General features: G+C 66.0%; 13 protein-coding genes. 7 read left to right on the top strand and 6 right to left on the bottom strand.

Annotation, left to right across the window (positions count from 1 at the left end):
* Window positions 1-4 precede the first annotated feature (4 nt).
* The 4 genes from AC3FLX_RS26885 to AC3FLX_RS26870 are packed head-to-tail and all read left to right on the top strand — an operon-like array spanning window position 5 to window position 6,425.
* Window positions 5-1,801 (top strand): arylsulfatase, encoded by a 1,797-nt coding sequence (locus AC3FLX_RS26885; protein WP_488700389.1) that lies wholly within the window; start codon window positions 5-7, stop codon window positions 1,799-1,801.
* Entirely contained in the window at window positions 1,798-4,383 is a 2,586-nt protein-coding gene (locus tag AC3FLX_RS26880; RefSeq protein ID WP_488700388.1) for a spermidine synthase, read from the top strand. Before AC3FLX_RS26885 ends, AC3FLX_RS26880 begins: the two co-directional genes overlap by 4 nt.
* A gap of 14 nt (window positions 4,384-4,397) precedes the next feature.
* Complete coding sequence (locus AC3FLX_RS26875) at window positions 4,398-5,378, top strand: AAA family ATPase (RefSeq protein ID WP_488700387.1); 981 nt, start codon at window positions 4,398-4,400, stop codon at window positions 5,376-5,378.
* A gap of 15 nt (window positions 5,379-5,393) precedes the next feature.
* A complete protein-coding gene (locus AC3FLX_RS26870; RefSeq protein WP_488700386.1) occupies window positions 5,394-6,425 on the top strand; it encodes a DUF58 domain-containing protein in 1,032 nt (343 codons plus the stop codon).
* Here the strand turns inward: AC3FLX_RS26870 and AC3FLX_RS26865 are convergent.
* The 4 genes from AC3FLX_RS26865 to AC3FLX_RS26850 form a co-directional block, all read right to left on the bottom strand.
* Complete coding sequence (locus AC3FLX_RS26865; RefSeq protein WP_488700385.1) at window positions 6,416-8,650, bottom strand: phosphocholine-specific phospholipase C; 2,235 nt, start codon at window positions 8,648-8,650, stop codon at window positions 6,416-6,418. The genes AC3FLX_RS26870 and AC3FLX_RS26865 overlap by 10 nt on opposite strands.
* 49 nt (window positions 8,651-8,699) lie before the next feature.
* The gene (locus AC3FLX_RS26860) at window positions 8,700-8,858 is read right to left on the bottom strand and encodes a hypothetical protein (protein ID WP_488700384.1); all 159 of its coding nucleotides are present in this window, start codon (window positions 8,856-8,858) and stop codon (window positions 8,700-8,702) included.
* Between the two features lie 220 nt (window positions 8,859-9,078).
* Window positions 9,079-10,035 carry a Bug family tripartite tricarboxylate transporter substrate binding protein gene (locus AC3FLX_RS26855; protein WP_488700410.1) on the bottom strand — a complete coding sequence of 319 codons (957 nt, stop codon included), beginning with the start codon at window positions 10,033-10,035 and terminating at the stop codon, window positions 9,079-9,081.
* Window positions 10,036-10,096: 61 nt separating this feature from the next.
* Window positions 10,097-11,236, bottom strand: coding sequence for an L-talarate/galactarate dehydratase (locus AC3FLX_RS26850; protein ID WP_488700383.1), 1,140 nt, complete (start codon window positions 11,234-11,236; stop codon window positions 10,097-10,099).
* 289 nt (window positions 11,237-11,525) lie between these two features.
* Between AC3FLX_RS26850 and AC3FLX_RS26845 the strand changes: the two genes are divergently transcribed.
* A complete protein-coding gene (locus AC3FLX_RS26845) occupies window positions 11,526-12,521 on the top strand; it encodes a LacI family DNA-binding transcriptional regulator (protein WP_488700382.1) in 996 nt (331 codons plus the stop codon).
* A gap of 2 nt (window positions 12,522-12,523) precedes the next feature.
* Here AC3FLX_RS26845 and pdxR read toward each other — a convergent pair whose 3' ends face one another.
* Window positions 12,524-13,999, bottom strand: a complete 1,476-nt coding sequence (pdxR, locus tag AC3FLX_RS26840; RefSeq protein WP_488700381.1) for a MocR-like pyridoxine biosynthesis transcription factor PdxR — start codon at window positions 13,997-13,999, stop codon at window positions 12,524-12,526.
* A 116-nt stretch (window positions 14,000-14,115) separates the two neighbouring features.
* Between pdxR and AC3FLX_RS26835 the strand changes: the two genes are divergently transcribed.
* The gene (locus AC3FLX_RS26835; protein ID WP_488700380.1) at window positions 14,116-14,745 is read left to right on the top strand and encodes an FMN-binding negative transcriptional regulator; all 630 of its coding nucleotides are present in this window, start codon (window positions 14,116-14,118) and stop codon (window positions 14,743-14,745) included.
* A gap of 16 nt (window positions 14,746-14,761) precedes the next feature.
* Here AC3FLX_RS26835 and AC3FLX_RS26830 read toward each other — a convergent pair whose 3' ends face one another.
* The gene (locus tag AC3FLX_RS26830; RefSeq protein WP_488700379.1) at window positions 14,762-15,637 is read right to left on the bottom strand and encodes a LysR family transcriptional regulator; all 876 of its coding nucleotides are present in this window, start codon (window positions 15,635-15,637) and stop codon (window positions 14,762-14,764) included.
* Window positions 15,638-15,766: 129 nt separating this feature from the next.
* Here AC3FLX_RS26830 and argH point away from each other — a divergent pair, with 129 nt between their 5' ends.
* Window positions 15,767-17,275, top strand: a complete 1,509-nt coding sequence (argH, locus tag AC3FLX_RS26825; protein WP_488700378.1) for an argininosuccinate lyase — start codon at window positions 15,767-15,769, stop codon at window positions 17,273-17,275.
* Window positions 17,276-17,304: the final 29 nt, after the last annotated feature.

The raw sequence follows: 17,304 nt of genomic DNA, 5'->3' as shown, positions 1-17,304 counted from the left end.
TACGATGAGACCTGATACAGATGCGCGGCTGACCAGGCTGGCCGTCAGCGCGGCAATCGTCGCCACGCTGCTGGTGGCCGGTTGCAAGAAGGCCGACGAGAACAAGGCGGCTCCTTCGGCTGCCTCCCCACCGGCTGCACAGGCACCGGCCGCGCCGCCGGTTGCAACCACGCCGGTTACGCCGGCACCAGTGGCATCCGCACCCGATGCCGGGGGCGCCTCGCCGGTGGCCGCCGCCCCGGCAGGCTCGCAGGGCGGCAAACCGAACATCCTCGTGATCTTTGGCGACGACGTGGGCCTTGGCAACGTCAGCGCGTTCAGCCACGGCGTGGTGGGCTACAAGACGCCGAACATCGACCGCATTGCCCGCGAAGGCATGATGATGACCGACTACTACGCCGAGAACAGCTGCACGGCGGGCCGGTCCACGTTCATCACAGGGCAGTCCGTGTTCCGTACCGGCTTGTCGAAGGTCGGCCTGCCGGGCGCGCCGGTCGGCCTGCAGGACCGCGACATCACGATTGCGCAGGCATTGAAGCCGCTGGGCTATTCGACGGCGCAGTTCGGCAAGAACCACCTTGGCGACCAGGACCGTTTCCTGCCGACCAAGCACGGCTTTGACGAGTTCTTCGGCAACCTGTACCACCTGAACGCCGAGGAAGAACCGGAGCGTCCGTACTGGCCGAAAGACAATCCCGACTTCCTGAAGTTCTACAACCCGCGTGGCGTGCTGCACAGCACCGCCGACGGCAAGATCGAGGACACCGGGCCGCTGAACCGCAAGCGCATGGAAACGATCGACGATGAAACGACCGGCGCGGCGGTGAACTACATCCAGAAGCAGGCGCAGGGGAAGCAGCCGTTCTTCGTCTGGATGAACTTCACGCGCATGCATCTTTTCACGCACGTGCGTCCCGAGTATCGCGGCAAGGCCGGCCTTGGCGCGGGCCATGAGTATGCGGACGGCATGTGGGAGATGGACCAGAACGTCGGCAAGCTGCTCAAGGTGCTGGACGACACGGGCATCACGAACAACACGATCGTGATCTTCACCACCGACAACGGCCCGAACTTCTTCAGCTGGCCCGACTCCGCGAATACGCCGTTCCGCAGCGAGAAGGATTCCAACTGGGAAGGTGCGTTCCGTGTGCCGGCTATGGTGCGCTGGCCTGGCCACATCCAGCCGGGGTCGATGACTAACGGGTTGATGTCGGGGCTGGACTGGTTCCCGACGCTGCTCGCCGCAGCTGGGGATGGCGACATCAAGGACCGCCTGGTGAAGGGGACGAGCCTCGGCGGCAAGAGTGCCAAGGTCCACCTGGACGGCTACAACCAGTTGCCAATGCTGACAGGGCAGACCGATAAGAGTGCGCGCAACGAGTTCTACTACTTCAATGACGATGCCGAGCTGGTGGCGATGCGCTACGACGTGCTGACGACGGGGGCGACCGTGCCCACGGCATGGAAGATTGTGTTCTGCGAGCAAAGGGCGAAGGGAGGCATCGAGGTGTGGAAGGAACCGTTCACCTGCCTGCGCGCACCGAAATACTTCAACTTGCGAATGGACCCATACGAGCGGGCGGACACCGGGCCGACCAATCAGTACCACCAGCTTGAAACGGAAAACCCGTACGTGTTCATCGAGGGTAACCGCCGGGCGATCAACTTCCTGCAGACGTTCGTGGACTTCCCGCCGAGCCAGATTCCGGCCAGCTTCACGATCGATCAGGCCAGCGAGAAGATCAAGCGGCAGGTGGCCGACCAGCTCGCCAAGCAGCAACAGGGCCAGCAGAAGAAGTGACGGCGGCCCATCGCAAGCTGGAGCCGGGCGTGAAGCGCCAGCGCGCGGCACGCCAGCCATCGGCATCCGTTCCCGCCCAGGCGGGTGCGGATGCCCAGGTATGCCGCGGCCTCTGGCAGGCCGCGGCATTGTTATGTCTGTCCGGGGTCGCCGGACTCGTCTATCAGGTTCTCTGGATCAAGCAGTTGTCGTTGGTGGTGGGCGTGGACGTGCATGCGGTCACCATCGGCGTCAGTGCATTCTTTGGCGGGCTGGCGTTGGGAGGCTGGGCGATAGGCCGTCTCGCCGACCGCGTGGGCTCTGCATGGCGGCTCTACGTCTGGCTCGAATGCGCGATCGCCGTGCTCGGGATTGGCGCCACGCTGGCGCTTTCCCACGCCGCCGCGCCATTTGCGTGGCTCGAAGCGCGTATCGGTGGCGCCGCATGGGCCTTGCCGCTGATGCTGGTCGCGCTGCCGGCGATTGCGATGGGTGGCACGTTGCCGGCGCTGATGCGTGCCGTCCGAAGTGGCGGCGCATCGGTGGGTGGTCCCGGCGGACGGCTCTACGCCGCGAATACGGCCGGCGCGATAGCCGGCACGCTGCTGGCCGCGTTCGTGTCGATCCCGCTGCTGGGCGTGACGGGCAGCGCGTTTGCTGCGGCCGCATTCAACGGGCTTGCGGCGATCGGGGCATGGTGGTTCGGCCGCGATATGGCGGCGCAGGCCGAGGCGCCAGCCGCGCCGGCCGCCGCTGCGCGAACTTCCGGACAACGTGTGCTTGCGCTTGGCCTGTATGCATTGGCGGGCGCGATTGCGCTGGGCTACGAGGTGGTTTGGTCGCAGGCCATCGTGCAATTCCTGAGCACCCGTGCGTTTGCGTTTGCGGTGATGCTGGCCACGTACCTCGCCGGCCTGATGATCGGTAGCATTCTCGTGGCGAAGCGCGTCGACCGCGCGAGGGACCCGTGGGGCGTCTTCGCGCTGCTGATCGTCGGGGCCGGACTGGTGGCGCTGGCGGAGTTCGCGTGGCTGGGAGAATGGCTGCCCGCCGCGCAGCAGCTGGTTTCGCAACGTGTGCTAGGAGCGACGGGAAATCTGCTGGCGGCCACGTGCGCGAGTTTCGCGGTGGCGGCGCTGGTTGTGGTGTTCGTGCCGACGCTGCTGCTGGGCGCGGCATTTCCGTTCGTGGTGCGGCTCTCCGTCGATCCGGCACGCGCTGGCACGGGCGTGGGAGCGGTGCTGGCCGTGAACACGCTGGGCGGTATTGCGGGTTCCGTACTGACCGGCGTCGTGCTGGTGCCATCGCTCGGCGTGATTCATACGCTCGGCGTGCTGGCCACCGCAAGCGGCGCGGTGGCGATGCTGGCCGTGGCGTTTGGCGATGGCGTGCAGCGTCGCGCGCGCCTGGCTATCCCATTGCTGGCCGTTATCACGGTGATCCTTGCCGTGGCCACACCGGCCGACCGCATGGCGGCATTGCTGGCCAAGACGCGGGGCGGAACGCTGGCGTTCTACGAGGAAAGCCGCGGTGCGACCGTGGCGGTGGTGGAGCAGGGCAAGGCCGCGCAGCGCTTCCTCCGACTCTATATCCAGGGCGTGTCGAACTCGGGCGACACGATGACTTCGCTGCGCTATATGCGGCTGCAAGCGCTATTGCCGCTGATCGTGCATAACGGAACGCCGCGCGCATCGCTGGTGATCGGCCTGGGCACGGGCATTACGGCAGGCGCGACGCTGCAGTATCCGGGGCTGGATCGCCGTGTGGTCGCGGAGCTTCTGCCGGCCGTGGTGCGTGCCGTCCCCTTGTTTCACGGCAATTTCGATGCGGGCCGCGATACGCGGCTGGACATTCGTCTGCGCGACGGCCGGCGGGAACTGCTGCAGAGCGGGCAACGCTACGACCTGATTACGCTGGAACCGCCGCCGCCATCGGCCAGCGGCGTCGTCAACCTCTATTCGCGCGAGTTCTACCGGCTGGCCGCCGCCCGCCTGCAGCCCGGCGGTATCGTGGCCCAATGGCTGCCGCTGCCGACGCAGAACCGGGACGACACCCGCTCGCTGGTGCGCAGCTTTCTCGACGTATTCCCGCATGCCACGCTGTGGACCACGGAACTGCACGAGATGCTGCTGGTAGGTTCGATGGAGCCGATGCCGCTCGATGCCGCTCGCATCGCCGACCGTTTTGCGCAGCCGACGGTCGCGGCGGCGTTGCGCGATGTCGGCGTGGCGTCGCCGGCGGCACTGCTGGCCACCTACGTCACTGACCGCGCCGGGCTGGACTGGGTTGCCGGCGATGCCCCGGCCGTGACAGACGACCGTCCCCGGATCGAATACACGAGCTGGGTGCGGCGCCAGGACTTTCCGCCCGTGGTGCGCGAACTGCTCGACCTGTCGGCCGATCCGCCGCTGACCGGCGCCAGCGACGCGCTGTACCAGGACATCCGGCGCGAACGCGCCACGCTGCATACGTTCTACGCCGCCGGGCTGGACGCCTATCGCGGAGACCGGGACCAATGGCTGCGCGACATCACGACGGTCATGCAAGCCGACCCCGACAATCCCTACTACAGCTGGTTTACCGGCGGTCGTCCGGCTCACTGAACAGGAGAAATGGGATGAGCGCGCGCGAAGACATCCTGGCGCTGCAAGCGCGCATGACCGAGTCGATCGTCGGCCAGGACCGGATGATCGAACGTCTGCTGCTTGGGTTGCTCGCCGATGGCCATCTGCTGGTGGAAGGGCTGCCCGGACTTGCCAAGACACGCGCGATCAAGAGTCTGGCGAAACATCTCGACGCGCGTCTGTCGCGCGTGCAGTTCACACCAGACCTGCTGCCCGCCGACATCACCGGCTCCGATATCTACGTGACGGATGGCGGCAAGGGCGAGTTCCGCTTCCAGCCGGGACCGCTGTTCGCCAATCTGGTACTGGCGGACGAAGTGAACCGCTCACCGGCCAAGGTGCAGGCCGCGCTGCTGGAAGCGATGGAGGAACGGCAGGTGACGGTGGGCGGCCATACCCATCGTCTGGACCGCCTGTTCCTGGTGATGGCCACGCAGAATCCCATCGAGCAGGAGGGCACCTACCCGTTGCCCGAAGCGCAGATGGACCGCTTTCTGATGCATGTGAGCGTCGGATACCCGCAGGCCGATGCCGAAGCGCAAATCATCCGCCTTGCACGATCCGAGGAAGCAGACGCGAGCCAGCAGGCCAACGGACAGGGCGGTCAGGCGCGATTGGCGCCGGAGGCCATCTTCGCCGCGCGCGAAGCGATCCACGCCATCGCGGTCAGTGAGCCGGTCGAGCGCTATATCGTGACGCTGGTGCAGGCTACCCGTGAAGCGGGGCGCTTTGACGACGACCTGCGGAAGTGGATTCAAGTGGGTGTCAGTCCGCGCGGGTCCATCGGGCTGGACAAGGTGGCGCGTGCCATCGCCTGGCTGCGCGGGCGCGACCACGTCACGCCCGAGGACGTGCAAGCCGTGGTGCACGACGTATTCCGCCACCGGCTGATTCTCTCGTATGAAGCGCATGCCGCCGCCGTGGCCGCCGATGTGGTGATCGACCGGTTGTTACAGCGCGTGGCGGTGGCCTGACACGGAAACGGTGCCATGAAACAGGACAGTGCGGCGCGTGCGCGTGTCCAGCCCGGCTCCTCACCGGCCGCGTCGGGGGCGACGGCGGGCGTCAGCGTGGACCTTGCCGCGCTGGCGATGCTGGAGGCCAGCGTGCGCGACTTTCATTTCCGCAGCCGGCAACCGGTTCATAGCCTGCTGTCGGGCCGTCACGGTTCGCGCGTGCATGGCCGGGGCCTCGCTTTCGAGGAACTCCGCCTTTACCTGCCTGGCGACGATGTCCGGACGATGGACTGGCGCGTGACCGCGCGCACCGGCAAGCCGCATGTCCGCATCTATGCGGAGGAAAAGGAGCGGCCGGTGCTGCTGGTGGTGGATCAGCGCATGAACATGTTCTTTGGCAGCCGCCGGGCGATGAAATCGGTGACGGCCGCCGAGGCCGCGGCGCTGGCCGCGTGGCGTGTGCTGGCGGACGGCGACCGCGTTGGCGGCGTGATCTTCGGCGATGCGGAACAAACCAGCCTGGCGCCCCAGCGCAGCCGGCACGGCGTGCTGCACCTGCTGGGCGACCTCGCGCAGCATAACCAGCGGCTACGCGCGGACGCGCGGGCACAACGCGGCGCGGCGCAACTGAACGGTGCCTTGCAGCGTGCGCTGCGGTTGGCTCACCATGACCACCTTGTCATCGTGATCAGCGATTTTGACGGCGGCGACGAGCAAACGCGCGAGCTGATGCTGGCGCTGCGCAGCCGCAATGACGTGCTTTCGGTGCTGGTCTACGATCCGTTCCTGCTTGAACTGCCCGCGTCGGGCCAGCTCGTGGTCAGCGACGGCGAACTGCAGGTGGAGCTTGGCTTCTCGCAGGAAGCGCTGCGGCGCAATGTCCGCAGCTTTGCCGATGGCCACAGCGCGGCGCTGATGGACTGGCACAAGGCCATTGGCGTGCCACTGCTGCCGTTGTCGGCGGCGGAGGACACCGCTACCCAGTTGCGCCGGCTGCTGGGCCGGGCCGACACCGGCACCCGCCAGGGGCGAACGCCGGCGGCTTTCGGCCGTGCTCAGACCTGACTCATCGCCGGATCGCTGACCGTGTGCCGGCCCGTTTCCACCCGCCCGGCAAAGCGGCGGTAGTAGGACGGATCGCTGCTGCAGGTGACCGCGAAGTCGTACCACTGGCCGCTTTCCTGCAGTTTCCAGTCAAGCGTCGATGTGGCATTGGCGGCGACATTGGCTTGCCAGGGGCCATCGGTGCGATAGGCCATCGGCGTTACCGTGAACGTGCACGGCTGGTTGCCCTTGTTGATCAGGTCCACAAAGACATTGCCGTTGGCGATGTCGTAGCAGACACGGATCTCGGGCGATGCCTGCGCGGCGCCAAGGCGTTTCAGGTCTCCCTTGAAATGGCGGTGGTAGCCGTTCGGGCCCAGCATCCAGAGGTCGTAGCCGCCGAAGTTGTCGAGCGCGGCGTCCCAGCTGTCGACCAGCGTCTTGCCGGCTTCCACCATGTAGCGGCGCGGCACGCGGTCGAGCTTGAAGACGTCATAGACATGGAACACGGCTGCCTGCGTGCCGGTGTTCGAGAAGATCAGCTCGACCTGGCCGCTTGCATAGCAGCGGGCACTGGTATGCAGCTCATAGGGCAGCGCCCGCGATGGCCGCGTGCCCGGTGCCTGCAACGGCAGCTGCATGTCGCGCGGTACCGGCACGGCGGGCAGGGCCTGCTGCGCGGCGCGAATCTGGTCCGCTTCGGCGCGCGTGGACGGGCCGCTGAACGCGGGCAGTGCCTCGGTGTTGGGCGTCTTGAAGTTGAATGCCGAGGTCAGGTCGCCGCAGACCGCGCGGCGGTACGGACTGATGTTCGGCTCCTTGACGCCGAAGCGCGCCTCCAGGAAACGCAGCACCGACGTGTGGTCGAACACCTGCGAGTTGACCCACCCGCCACGGCTCCACGGCGAAATCGCGTAGAGCGGCACGCGTGGTCCCGGCCCGTAGACGCGGCCATCCGGCGCGGGCTGGCTCGTGCTGCCGGCCGGTGCGGGATGCGTGAAGTACTCGGACTTCAGGTCCGCTTCGCTCAGCGTGGTCTTGCCTGCGTAGCTCTTGTCGGGGTTCAGCGACGGCGCGGACGGCGACGGTACGTGGTCGAAGTAGCCGTCGTTTTCGTCGAAGTTGATCAGCAAGACGGTCTTGCTCCATACCTCGGGATTCGCGGTCAGGGCATCCAGAACCTCGGCCAGGAACCACGACCCCTGCACCGGGCTGGACGGCCCCGGGTGCTCGCAGTAGATCGACGGTGCATTGATCCACGATACCTGCGGCAGCGTGCCGTTCATCGCATCGCGGCGGAAGGCATCGAGGTATTGCTCGGGCGCCGTGCCCGGCAGGGTGTTGGCGACGCCCTTGTAGAGCGGGTTGGCTGCGTTGTCGGTGGCGGCGTTGTACGCGTGATAGGGCAGCGCCTGGCCGGTGTTGGTGTACGGCGAGCCTGGCGAGCCGCCGCTGGAAACCGGAAAGCCCGAGGCGAGGTTAGCCTGGCGGAACGTGCGGAACGCGCCGAGCATGTTGTCGCCCCATTCGTCGGGCATGTTCTGGTAGCTGATCCAGCTGACGCCGGCTTCTTCCAGCCGTTCTGCGTAGGTCTTCCACGTGTAGCCGATATTGGCATCGGCCGCCACGCCGTTGATGGCATCCCACTCGTTGTTCACGAAGGCCGCGTTCTGCGGCATTGCGCCGTTGGTGCCGGTCATGTGGAACGAACGGTTGGCATCGGTGCCCGTGTGCATCGAGCAATGGTAGGCGTCGCAGATCGTGAAGGCGTTGGCCAGCGCGAACTGGAACGGAATCTCCTTTTCCTTGTAGTAGCCCATCGACGTATCGGTCTTGGCTACCGGCCAGCGCGACATGCGGCCGTTGTCCCAGGCTTGCTGGCTGTCCGCCCAGGCGTGCGGCGTGCCCGATACGCGCTGCGCGTTGCCGGCCCTGTCATCGAGGTGGTACGGCGTGATGAGCGTGCCGTTGGTGCGCTCCTGCTGCCAGACCTTGCGGCCGTTCGGCATCGGAATGGTCATCCGGTCACCAAACCCGCGCACACCGTTGAGCGTGCCGAAGTAGTGGTCGAAGGAACGGTTCTCCTGCATCAGGATAACCACGTGCTGGACATCCATGATGGTGCCGGTGACGTTGCTGGCCGGAATGGCGAGCGCGCGGCGGATGCTGGGCGGAAAGGCGGCGAGTGCTGCGGCCGAAAAAGCGGCGCCTGCGCTCGCCTGCAGGAATTTGCGGCGAGAGTTCATGTTGTGAGGTACGAGGGAGAGTTGGGCGGTGCGTACGATCCGGGACCGATCACGGCGCGCAGCGCTTTTCGGCCGGCTGGGACGGGTTGGACGGATTGGCGGGGTTGGACGGCGCCGAAGCGGAGTCGTCGTTGCCGCCACAGGCGGACAGTGCCGCGGCCGTCAGGCAGACGGCGAGCAGCACCCTGGTCAGGCGCATGGATTGCATTGGGGAGTCCTCGACTGGAGGGGTAATTCGAAAGATGTGCTTCCGGAGGCCCAGCAAGGCTAAGGACTGAAAGTGACAGACCAGTGACGAAATGTGCGTCATTGGCAACAAGTTGTAAAAAGACGAGATGTCACGGAAATGACAAAGGGGCGCCATGAAGGCGCCCCTGAAAGGTGCTACGCGTGCGGGCCGGACGGTGATCCGGCCGGCTGGAGCCGGCTTAGTCGGCGGTGATGTTGCCGGTCTGGATGACCTTCTTCCAGCGCGCGAACTCCGTGGCCTGGAACGCAGTGAACTGCTCAGGCGTATTGGCGACGATCTCGAATCCGACTTCGAGCAGCTTGGGCTTGTTGGCCGGGTCGTTCATCGCGGCAACCACCGCGCTGTGCAGCTTGGCCTTGATGTCGGCGGGCAGGCCCTTTGGCGCGGCAATGGCCTGCCACGAATAGACCGTCACGCCCTTGTAGCCGAGTTCTTCCATCGTCGGCACATCGGGCAGGATCGGCGAGCGCTTGGTACTGGTGATGGCCAGCGCGCGTAGCTTGCCGGCCTTGATATGCGGCACGGCGGTGTTGATGTTCATGAACGTGGCGTCCACCTGGCTGCCCAGCAGGTCATTCAATGCGGGGGCGCCACCCTTGTACGGCACGTGCAGGCCGGTGGTGTTGGTCTGCTGCCAGAACAGCTCGGCGGTCAGGTGGTCGCTGGTGCCATTGCCGGCGGACGCAAACGTCATCTTGTTCGGATTGGCCTTTTCATAGGCAATCACGTCCTGCAGGGACTTGTGCGGCGAATTGGCCGGCACGGCCAGGATGTTCGGCGCCTGCACGGCCACGCTGATGTAGTCGAAATCCTTGGTCGGGTCATAGCCGGCGTTCTTCGTCAGATGCGGGCCGATGACAAAGGGTCCGAGCGACGATACGAACAGCGTGTAGCCGTCGGCCGGCGCACGCTTGGCAGCCGCCGCGCCAATCATGCCGGCGGCGCCGGGGCGGTTGTCCACCACGAAGCTGCCGCCAAAGGTCTGCTGGAACTTCGCGCTCAGGATGCGCCCGATGACGTCGGTGGAGCCTCCGGGCGGGAAGGGCACGATCATCGTGACCGGTTTTTCGGGCCACGCCGCATGTGCGGCGGCCATCGTGGCGCCAAGCAGAAGCGATACCAAGGCTTTCTTCATCATCGATGTCTCCTTTTATATGGGTTGTTGCGGTGATGTTGTCTGATGAACGCGGGCTGTGTCAGTTCGTGCCGAACTCGGCCTGCTCGCGCGTCCAGGCGCGTGCCTGCTCGCTGATGGTCAGTCCCAGGCCAGGGCGGGTCGGCACAATGATCCGGCCACGGGCGATCTCCAGCCGCTCGTTGAACAGCGGCTCAAGCCAGTCGAAATGCTCGACCCACGGTTCACGGGGATAGGCGGCGGCCAGGTGCACGTGCAGCTCCATCGCAAAGTGGGGGGCGATCATCAGGCCGGCATGTTCGGCCAGTGCGCAAACTTTCAGGAACGGCGTGATGCCGCCCACGCGCGGGGCGTCGGGCATCAGATAGTCGGCGGCGCGATGACGGATCAGGTCCCAGTGCTCGGCGGCGCTGGTCAACATCTCGCCGGTGGCGATCGGCGTGTCAAACTGCTGCGCCAGCGCGGCGTGGCCTTCGTGGTCATAAGCATCGAGTGGTTCCTCGATCCAGACCAGATTGAACGATTCGAAGGTGCGGCACATGCGTTGCGCGGTGGGGCGATCCCACTGCTGGTTTGCATCGACCATGATCGGTACGGCATCGCCGAGCTTTTCGCGCACGGCGGATACACGCTGGATGTCGATCTTGCCGTCCGGCTGGCCGACCTTGAGCTTGATGCCGCCAATGCCGCGCTCCACGGAGGCCGCGGCATTGACCAGCAGCTGGTCGAGCGGCGTATGCAGAAAGCCGCCGGACGTGTTGTAGCAGCGCACTGAATCACGATGGGACCCCAGCAGCTTGGCCAGCGACAGGCCGGCGCGCTTGGCCTTCAGATCCCACAGGGCCACGTCGAAAGCACCGATCGCCTGCGTCGACAGGCCGCTGCGGCCCACGGATGCGCCGGCCCAGCACAGCTTGTCCCACAGCTTGCCGATATCGCTCGGGTCTTCGCCCAGCAGGGTGGGGGCGATCTCCTTCGCATGGGCAAACTGGCCCGGACCTCCGGCGCGCTTGGAGTAGCTGAAGCCCAGCCCTTCGTGGCCATTGGCCGTGCGAATCTCGGCAAACAGGATGGCAACTTCGGTCATCGGCTTCTGGCGGCCAGTCAGCACCTTGGCATCGCTGATCGGCGTGGCCAGGGGCAGATAGCAGGACGACAGGCGGATGGCGGTAATGGCGTCAGAGGCGGGCGAGGCAGTCATGGGCGGTGCATCCTGAAAAGCATCAAAGACTTCGGACATCGTATGACATCGTTGTCAAAAAACGGCCGGAATTCGGCCGATCTGCGTTGCTATAATGCGGGCCGTCGCCATTTTTCACGCAAATCTGGCGCGTAATGGCAACGAAAACTCGTATCCGGGCATGCTGGGCTACTGACGCCCAGACAGCGGGTGAAGGGAATGCTAACGTTGTCATTCTGGCCGGTCAACCGCTGCGGCGGCACTTGGCCTAGTCGTTTACCCGCAGCACAACCTATTTATCCGAGCAGGCATGTCCGATTCAACCGGCAGCAAGTCCGTGACGCTGCACGATGTGGCACGCGAAGCCGGCGTGTCGCTGATCACCGCGTCGCGCGCATTGAGCAATCCGGGGCTGGTTTCCGCCAAGACCATCGCCCGCGTGCAGCAGGCGGTGGAAGTGACCGGGTATATCCCGAATCTGCTGGCCGGCGGGCTCAAGTCGCGCCGCAGCCTGACCGTGGCGGCGCTGGTGCCCAATATCGCCGTGGCGCAGTTCATCCCGACAGTGAAGGCGCTGACCGATGCGCTGGACGCCGCCGGATACCAATTGATCCTCGGGCAGACCGGTTACGACCACGCGCGCGAAGAGGCGCTGCTCGGCACGATGATCAGCCGCCGGCCCGACGGCATCGTGGTGACGGGGCTGGTGCATGCGCAGGCGTCGCGGGACCGGTTGCGCCGCTCGGGCATCCCCGTCGTCGAGACCTGGGACCTCAGCGACCGCCCCGTCGACATGGCCGTGGGCTTCTCGCATCTGAAGGTTGGCAGCGCGGTGGCGGGATACTTCCTGGCCAAGGGATGGCGGTGCTTTGGCATTGCCAGCGGCGACGACCAGCGCGCCGCCGTGCGCCGCGAAGGGTTCATCTCGACACTGGGGCACGATGTGCCCACCGCGCGGGTACCGGCACCAAGCAGCCTCGGACTCGGGCGCCAGGCCCTGAGCGATCTGCTTGCGCAGGACCCGGCCATCGAGGCGATCTTCTGCAGCTCCGACCAGCTTGCGCAAGGCGTGATGGAAGAGGCCAGGGCGCGCGGCCTGCGTGTGCCGGAAGACATCGCCATCTGCGGCTTCGGCGACGCGGACTTTGCCGCGTACATGGCACCCTCGCTGACCACGGTGCAGGTCGACGGGGCCAACATCGGCACGCTTGCGGCGGGCCTGCTGCTGCAACGCTGCCGGGGCGAGACGGTGCAGGAGCCGGTTGTCGATGTGGGATTCAGGATAGTGGAGCGGGGGTCGACCTGACCTCAACGTGCGCCGGCCACGGTCTGGATGACCTTGCCCAACCGCCGCGCCGCCTCCACGATCTCGCGGTCCTCGAATCCACCAAAACCGAGCACCAGGCCGGTTGGCCGACGGTCGCCCGCATACGTTGGCGACACCGCCCGTACCGCCACGCCGGCATCGCCCGCGCGTTTGACCACTTCCCGGTCGTCGATGCCGGGCGCCAGCCACAGCAGCAGGTGCATGCCCTGGTCCGATGGCTGCAGCCACGCCAGGGCAGCGGGAATCTCCCGTTCGATCGTCTTGATCACGAACGCGCGCCGCTCGGCATGCACGCCACGCACCCGGCGGATATGGCGATCGAGATAGCCCTCCGCGATGAACGCCGCCAGCACATGCTGGTCCGCCGTGGGCGGATGGCGATCCATCAGCACGCGTGCGCCGATGAAGGCGTCGACCAGTGCATCGGGTACCACCGCGTAGCCCAGACGCAATGACGGGTACAGGATCTTGCTGAACGTGCCCAGGTAGATCACGCGCTCGGGCGCCAGTCCTTGCAGCGACGGAAATGGATGGCCCGCATAGCGCAATTCGCTGTCGTAGTCGTCTTCGATGATCCATGCCTGCCGCGCATCGGCCCAGGCCAGCAGTGCCTTGCGGCGGGCCATGCTCATCGGCATGCCCAGCGGATATTGATGAGATGGCGTGACAAAGGCGGCGCGGGCATCGCGCGCCAGGGCAATGCCGGCCTCCACATCGATGCCTTCGTCATCCACCGGCACACGCACGATGCGCTCGCGCGGCCCGACGCTCTCCAGGATCGCCGTAATGCCGCGGTAGGCGGGGTTTTCGACCCACACGGCATCGGCCGGATCGAGCAGCACCTGGCAGGACAGGAACAAGCCCTGTTGCGTGCCCGTGGTGATTACCACCTGGCCGGCATCGCAAAGTACCGAGCGGGAGCGGCGCAGGTAGTCGGCAATTGCCTCGCGCAGCGGCAGCGCGCCTTGCGGTTCGCCATAGCCGGCCGGCGCCGCGCTGCCGCCGGCGCGCAGCCGGTTGCCCAGTTTGCGCCAGTCCTCGTTGGGCGCGGCCGCGCCCGCGGGCACCGATACGGCAAACGGTACTTGCGGCAACGCGGTGAATTCGCGGGCGATGGCTGCATATCGCTGTGCCGTCGCGGGCAGCTCGACGCTGCCGCGCACGCGCCGGCGCGTAGCGGGGGCTGGCGCCAGCGCCGCGACACGCGTGCCGGCGCCATGCTGCGCGGCGAATACGCCCTCGGCAACCAGCTGCTCAAACGCTTCGACCACGGTGCCGCGCGACACCCGCAACGTTTCGGCGAGCGCACGTGTGGAGGGCAATGATTCGCCGGGCTTCAGGTCGCCACGCGCCACGGCATCACGCAGCGCCTGCACCAGTTGCCGGCTCAGCGGCCCCGCATCCCGATCCAGCGCGCCTAGAAACGGGATATCGGGCACCTTTGCGGTTCTTGACATGGCGGGGGGAGGTTCGAAAGTGGTCTGGTGGAATCGGTGCAAACTGGCCCTACACTCTACTCCAGTTTGCCACCACAATACGGCCTCAACGTCCCCAGAAAACACACGGAGCAGCCATGTACGTTCCCGCCCATTTCGAACTCGCCGGCGCGCAGGCCATGCACGCGCTGATCGCGGCACATCCGTTCGGCACGCTGGTCACGCATGGCCGCGGCGGTCTGGATGCCAACCACGTGCCGTTTGAACTGGAGGCCGGGCAGGGTGAGCATGGCATCCTGAAAGCGCATGTGGCGCGCGCGAACCCGGTCTGGCAGGAAGTGGCCAACGGTGACGAAGTGATGGTGATCTTTCGGGCCGGCGATGCGTATATCTCGCCAAACTGGTACGAGGCCCACAAGCAAGTGCCGACGTGGAACTATCAGGTCGTGCACGCCCACGGCCGCATTACCGTCCATGACGACGAACGGTACGTGCGCAGCGTGGTGGCGCGGCTGACCCGCACGCATGAAGCGGCGCAGCCGCGGCCGTGGAAGATGGGCGACGCGCCGCCAGATTTTCTCGACACGATGCTCAAGTCCATCGTCGGCCTGGAAATCGAGATTACCCGGCTGCAGGGCAAGGTGAAGCTGGGCCAGCACAAGGACGTGCGCGATATCCGCGGCCCCGGCGAGGCGCTGATGGCGCAGGGCAATACGAAGATCGGGCAGGCAATGCTCGATAGCGCGGCGGCGAAGGAGCGCGGCTGAAGCTGCGCCGGCTGCCTCAGGTCCGTGTCACGTACCGCACGCAGTCCAGGAATTCCTGCGCCAGCGCCGGTACGGGGTGCTGCTGGTTGTGCAGCACGTAGCTCTCGAAATGGATGGCTGGCTCGAACGGCAGCACCTTCACCCCCGGCAACTTGAGGCTGCGCACGACCTGCGGATTTACCACGCTGACACCGAGACCCATTTCCACCATCGTGCAGATCGTGGCCGCGTAAGGGGTTTCCAGCGTCAGCACGCGCCGGTCTGGCACAAACGCGGCATCGACGATGGCGCGCGTGCCATCGCCACGCGTCAGCGAGATGAACCGTTCGCCGTTCAGGTCTTCCGCGCGGATGCGGCGCTTCTTTGCAAGCCGATGCCCGACGGGCACGATGCACACGCCTGACTCCCGCCGCAGCGGATCGCTCCGAATGCCGGCCATTTCCACCAGGTAGGAAACCAGCCCGAAATCGCAGAAGCGCGCGGCCGTCCATTTGGCAACGGTCGGGGAGTCGCTCGTGTGCACCGCGATTGGCACGTCGGGGTGCCGCTCGCGGAAGCGGGCAATCGCCGAGGACATCACCGTCATGGCGATCGACGGCACCGTGCCCACGCGCAACGTACCCACACCAACCTCGCGGATCGAGCGAGCCGATGCCTGCAGGCTGTCCAGCCCCACAAACGCGCGCTCCACGTCTCGAAACAGCGCTTCGGCCTCCACGGTCGGCGTCAGCCGCCCGGCAATGCGCGTGAACAGCCTGAAGCCGCTTTCCTTCTCAAGCTGCGAAATCACCCGGCTGATATTGGGTTGGGACGTATGCAGCTGCGTGGCCGCAACGGTCATCGAGCCGGACAACATCACGGCGCGGAATGCTTCGATCTGCTTGAAGTTCATGGGTCGGAGGGGGCGTTTCAGGGCTGTCGCGATGGTATATCAAATCCGCATGCTGGCACCGTAAATACTGATTTGACGATATGACGGCGCGATTCCCATACTGGTCTCCAACATCGAGGAGAAAGTTGTATGGAATCGAAAGTCAGCCGCCGCCTGACGCAAGCCACCGCCCCCGAGGTCTGCGCGCATATCTATGCGCCGCGCCTGACGCGGGAATTCGGCCCCGGCTTTCGCTATCTCACGGACATCAACCAGGCGCACCTGCTGATGCTGCATGGCGCCGGATTGATCCCAGCCGATGTGGCTGCACCGCTGGCGCGGGCATTGATCCGCATCGAGCAGGAAGGCCCCGAAGCGGTACCGCTCGATCCCGAGCGCGAGGACGCCTATTTCAATTACGAAGCCCGCTTGATGGAAGTGGCCGGCGCGGATGCGGGTGGCCGCCTCCACGTCGCGCGCAGCCGCAATGACATCCTCGCCACGCACGACAGGCTGCGCGCACGCGACACCGTGCTGGCGCTTCTTGCCGCGCTGGCGGATGCACGTGACGCGGTGCTGCTGCAGGCCGAGGTGCACGCCGACACCGTGATGCCCGGCTACACGCACCTGCAGGCCGCGCAACCGATCACCTACGGTTATTACCTGTCCGGCGTGGCCCAGGCAATGGGCCGCGACATGGCGCGGTTGCGTCATGCGCTTGAAGGGCTGGATGCCTGCCCGCTGGGTGCCGGCGCGCTGGCCGGCACGGCTTTCCCGATCGACCGGTCGGCGACGGCCAACTGGCTCGGATTCTCGACGTATGCCCCCAACTCGCTCGATGCTGTGGCGTCCCGCGACTTTGCCTGGGAGATCCTGTCCGCCGTGACGATTGCTACCGTCACCTGGGGCCGGGTCGCACAAGACCTGTTCGTCTGGTCAACACCGGAGTTCGGGTTGATCGATTTCCCGGACAGCGTGGCCGGGACGTCCAGCATCATGCCGCAGAAGAAAAACCCGGTCGTACTGGAATACCTGAAGGGCAAGGGCGGGCACATGATCGGCTTGCTTACGGCATCGCTGGCCGCGCTCAAGGGCAGCAATTTCACCCACACCGGCGACGGCAACCGTGAAAGCATGCGCGGCTTCTGGGAAGCGATGGATGAGTCCCTGCGTTGCGTGAGCCTGCTGAAGCTGGTCCTGCAAAACGCCACGCCGCAGCGCGCCAACATGCTGGCGCGTGCCCGGCGCGACTTTTCATCGGCGACCGATCTGGCGGACATGCTCGTGCGCGATGCCGGCATGTCTTTCCGCGAAGCCCATCACGTGGTGGGCGCGGTCGTGCGCGAGGCGCTGGACCGGCACATTCCCGCCTGCGAAATCGACAGCGAAATGGTGAACCGGGCGGCATTGCATCACACCGGCCGTGCCTTTCAGTTCGATGCGCAGGCCGTGGCCCGTTGCCTCGATCCCGTGCAGGGCGTGGCGGCCCGGCGGGCGGCCGGCGGACCCGCGCCCGACCTCGTGCTCGGCCAGGTCGCGGCACAGCGCGACGAGCTGGCACGTCACCGCCAGGCCATCGACTCGATGTGCAACACCGCGGGTACGAATCGTGCCACGATGAAGCACGCGGTCGAGCAACTCGCCAGCCTGCGCGCATAGCAGGCGGTGCTTATTTCCACGACTGTCCG

This window comes from Cupriavidus sp. 291-E7 (assembly GCF_057798835.1).
Note: the sequence above shows the minus strand (reverse complement) of the source record. Positions and strands in the feature narration are given on the sequence as shown.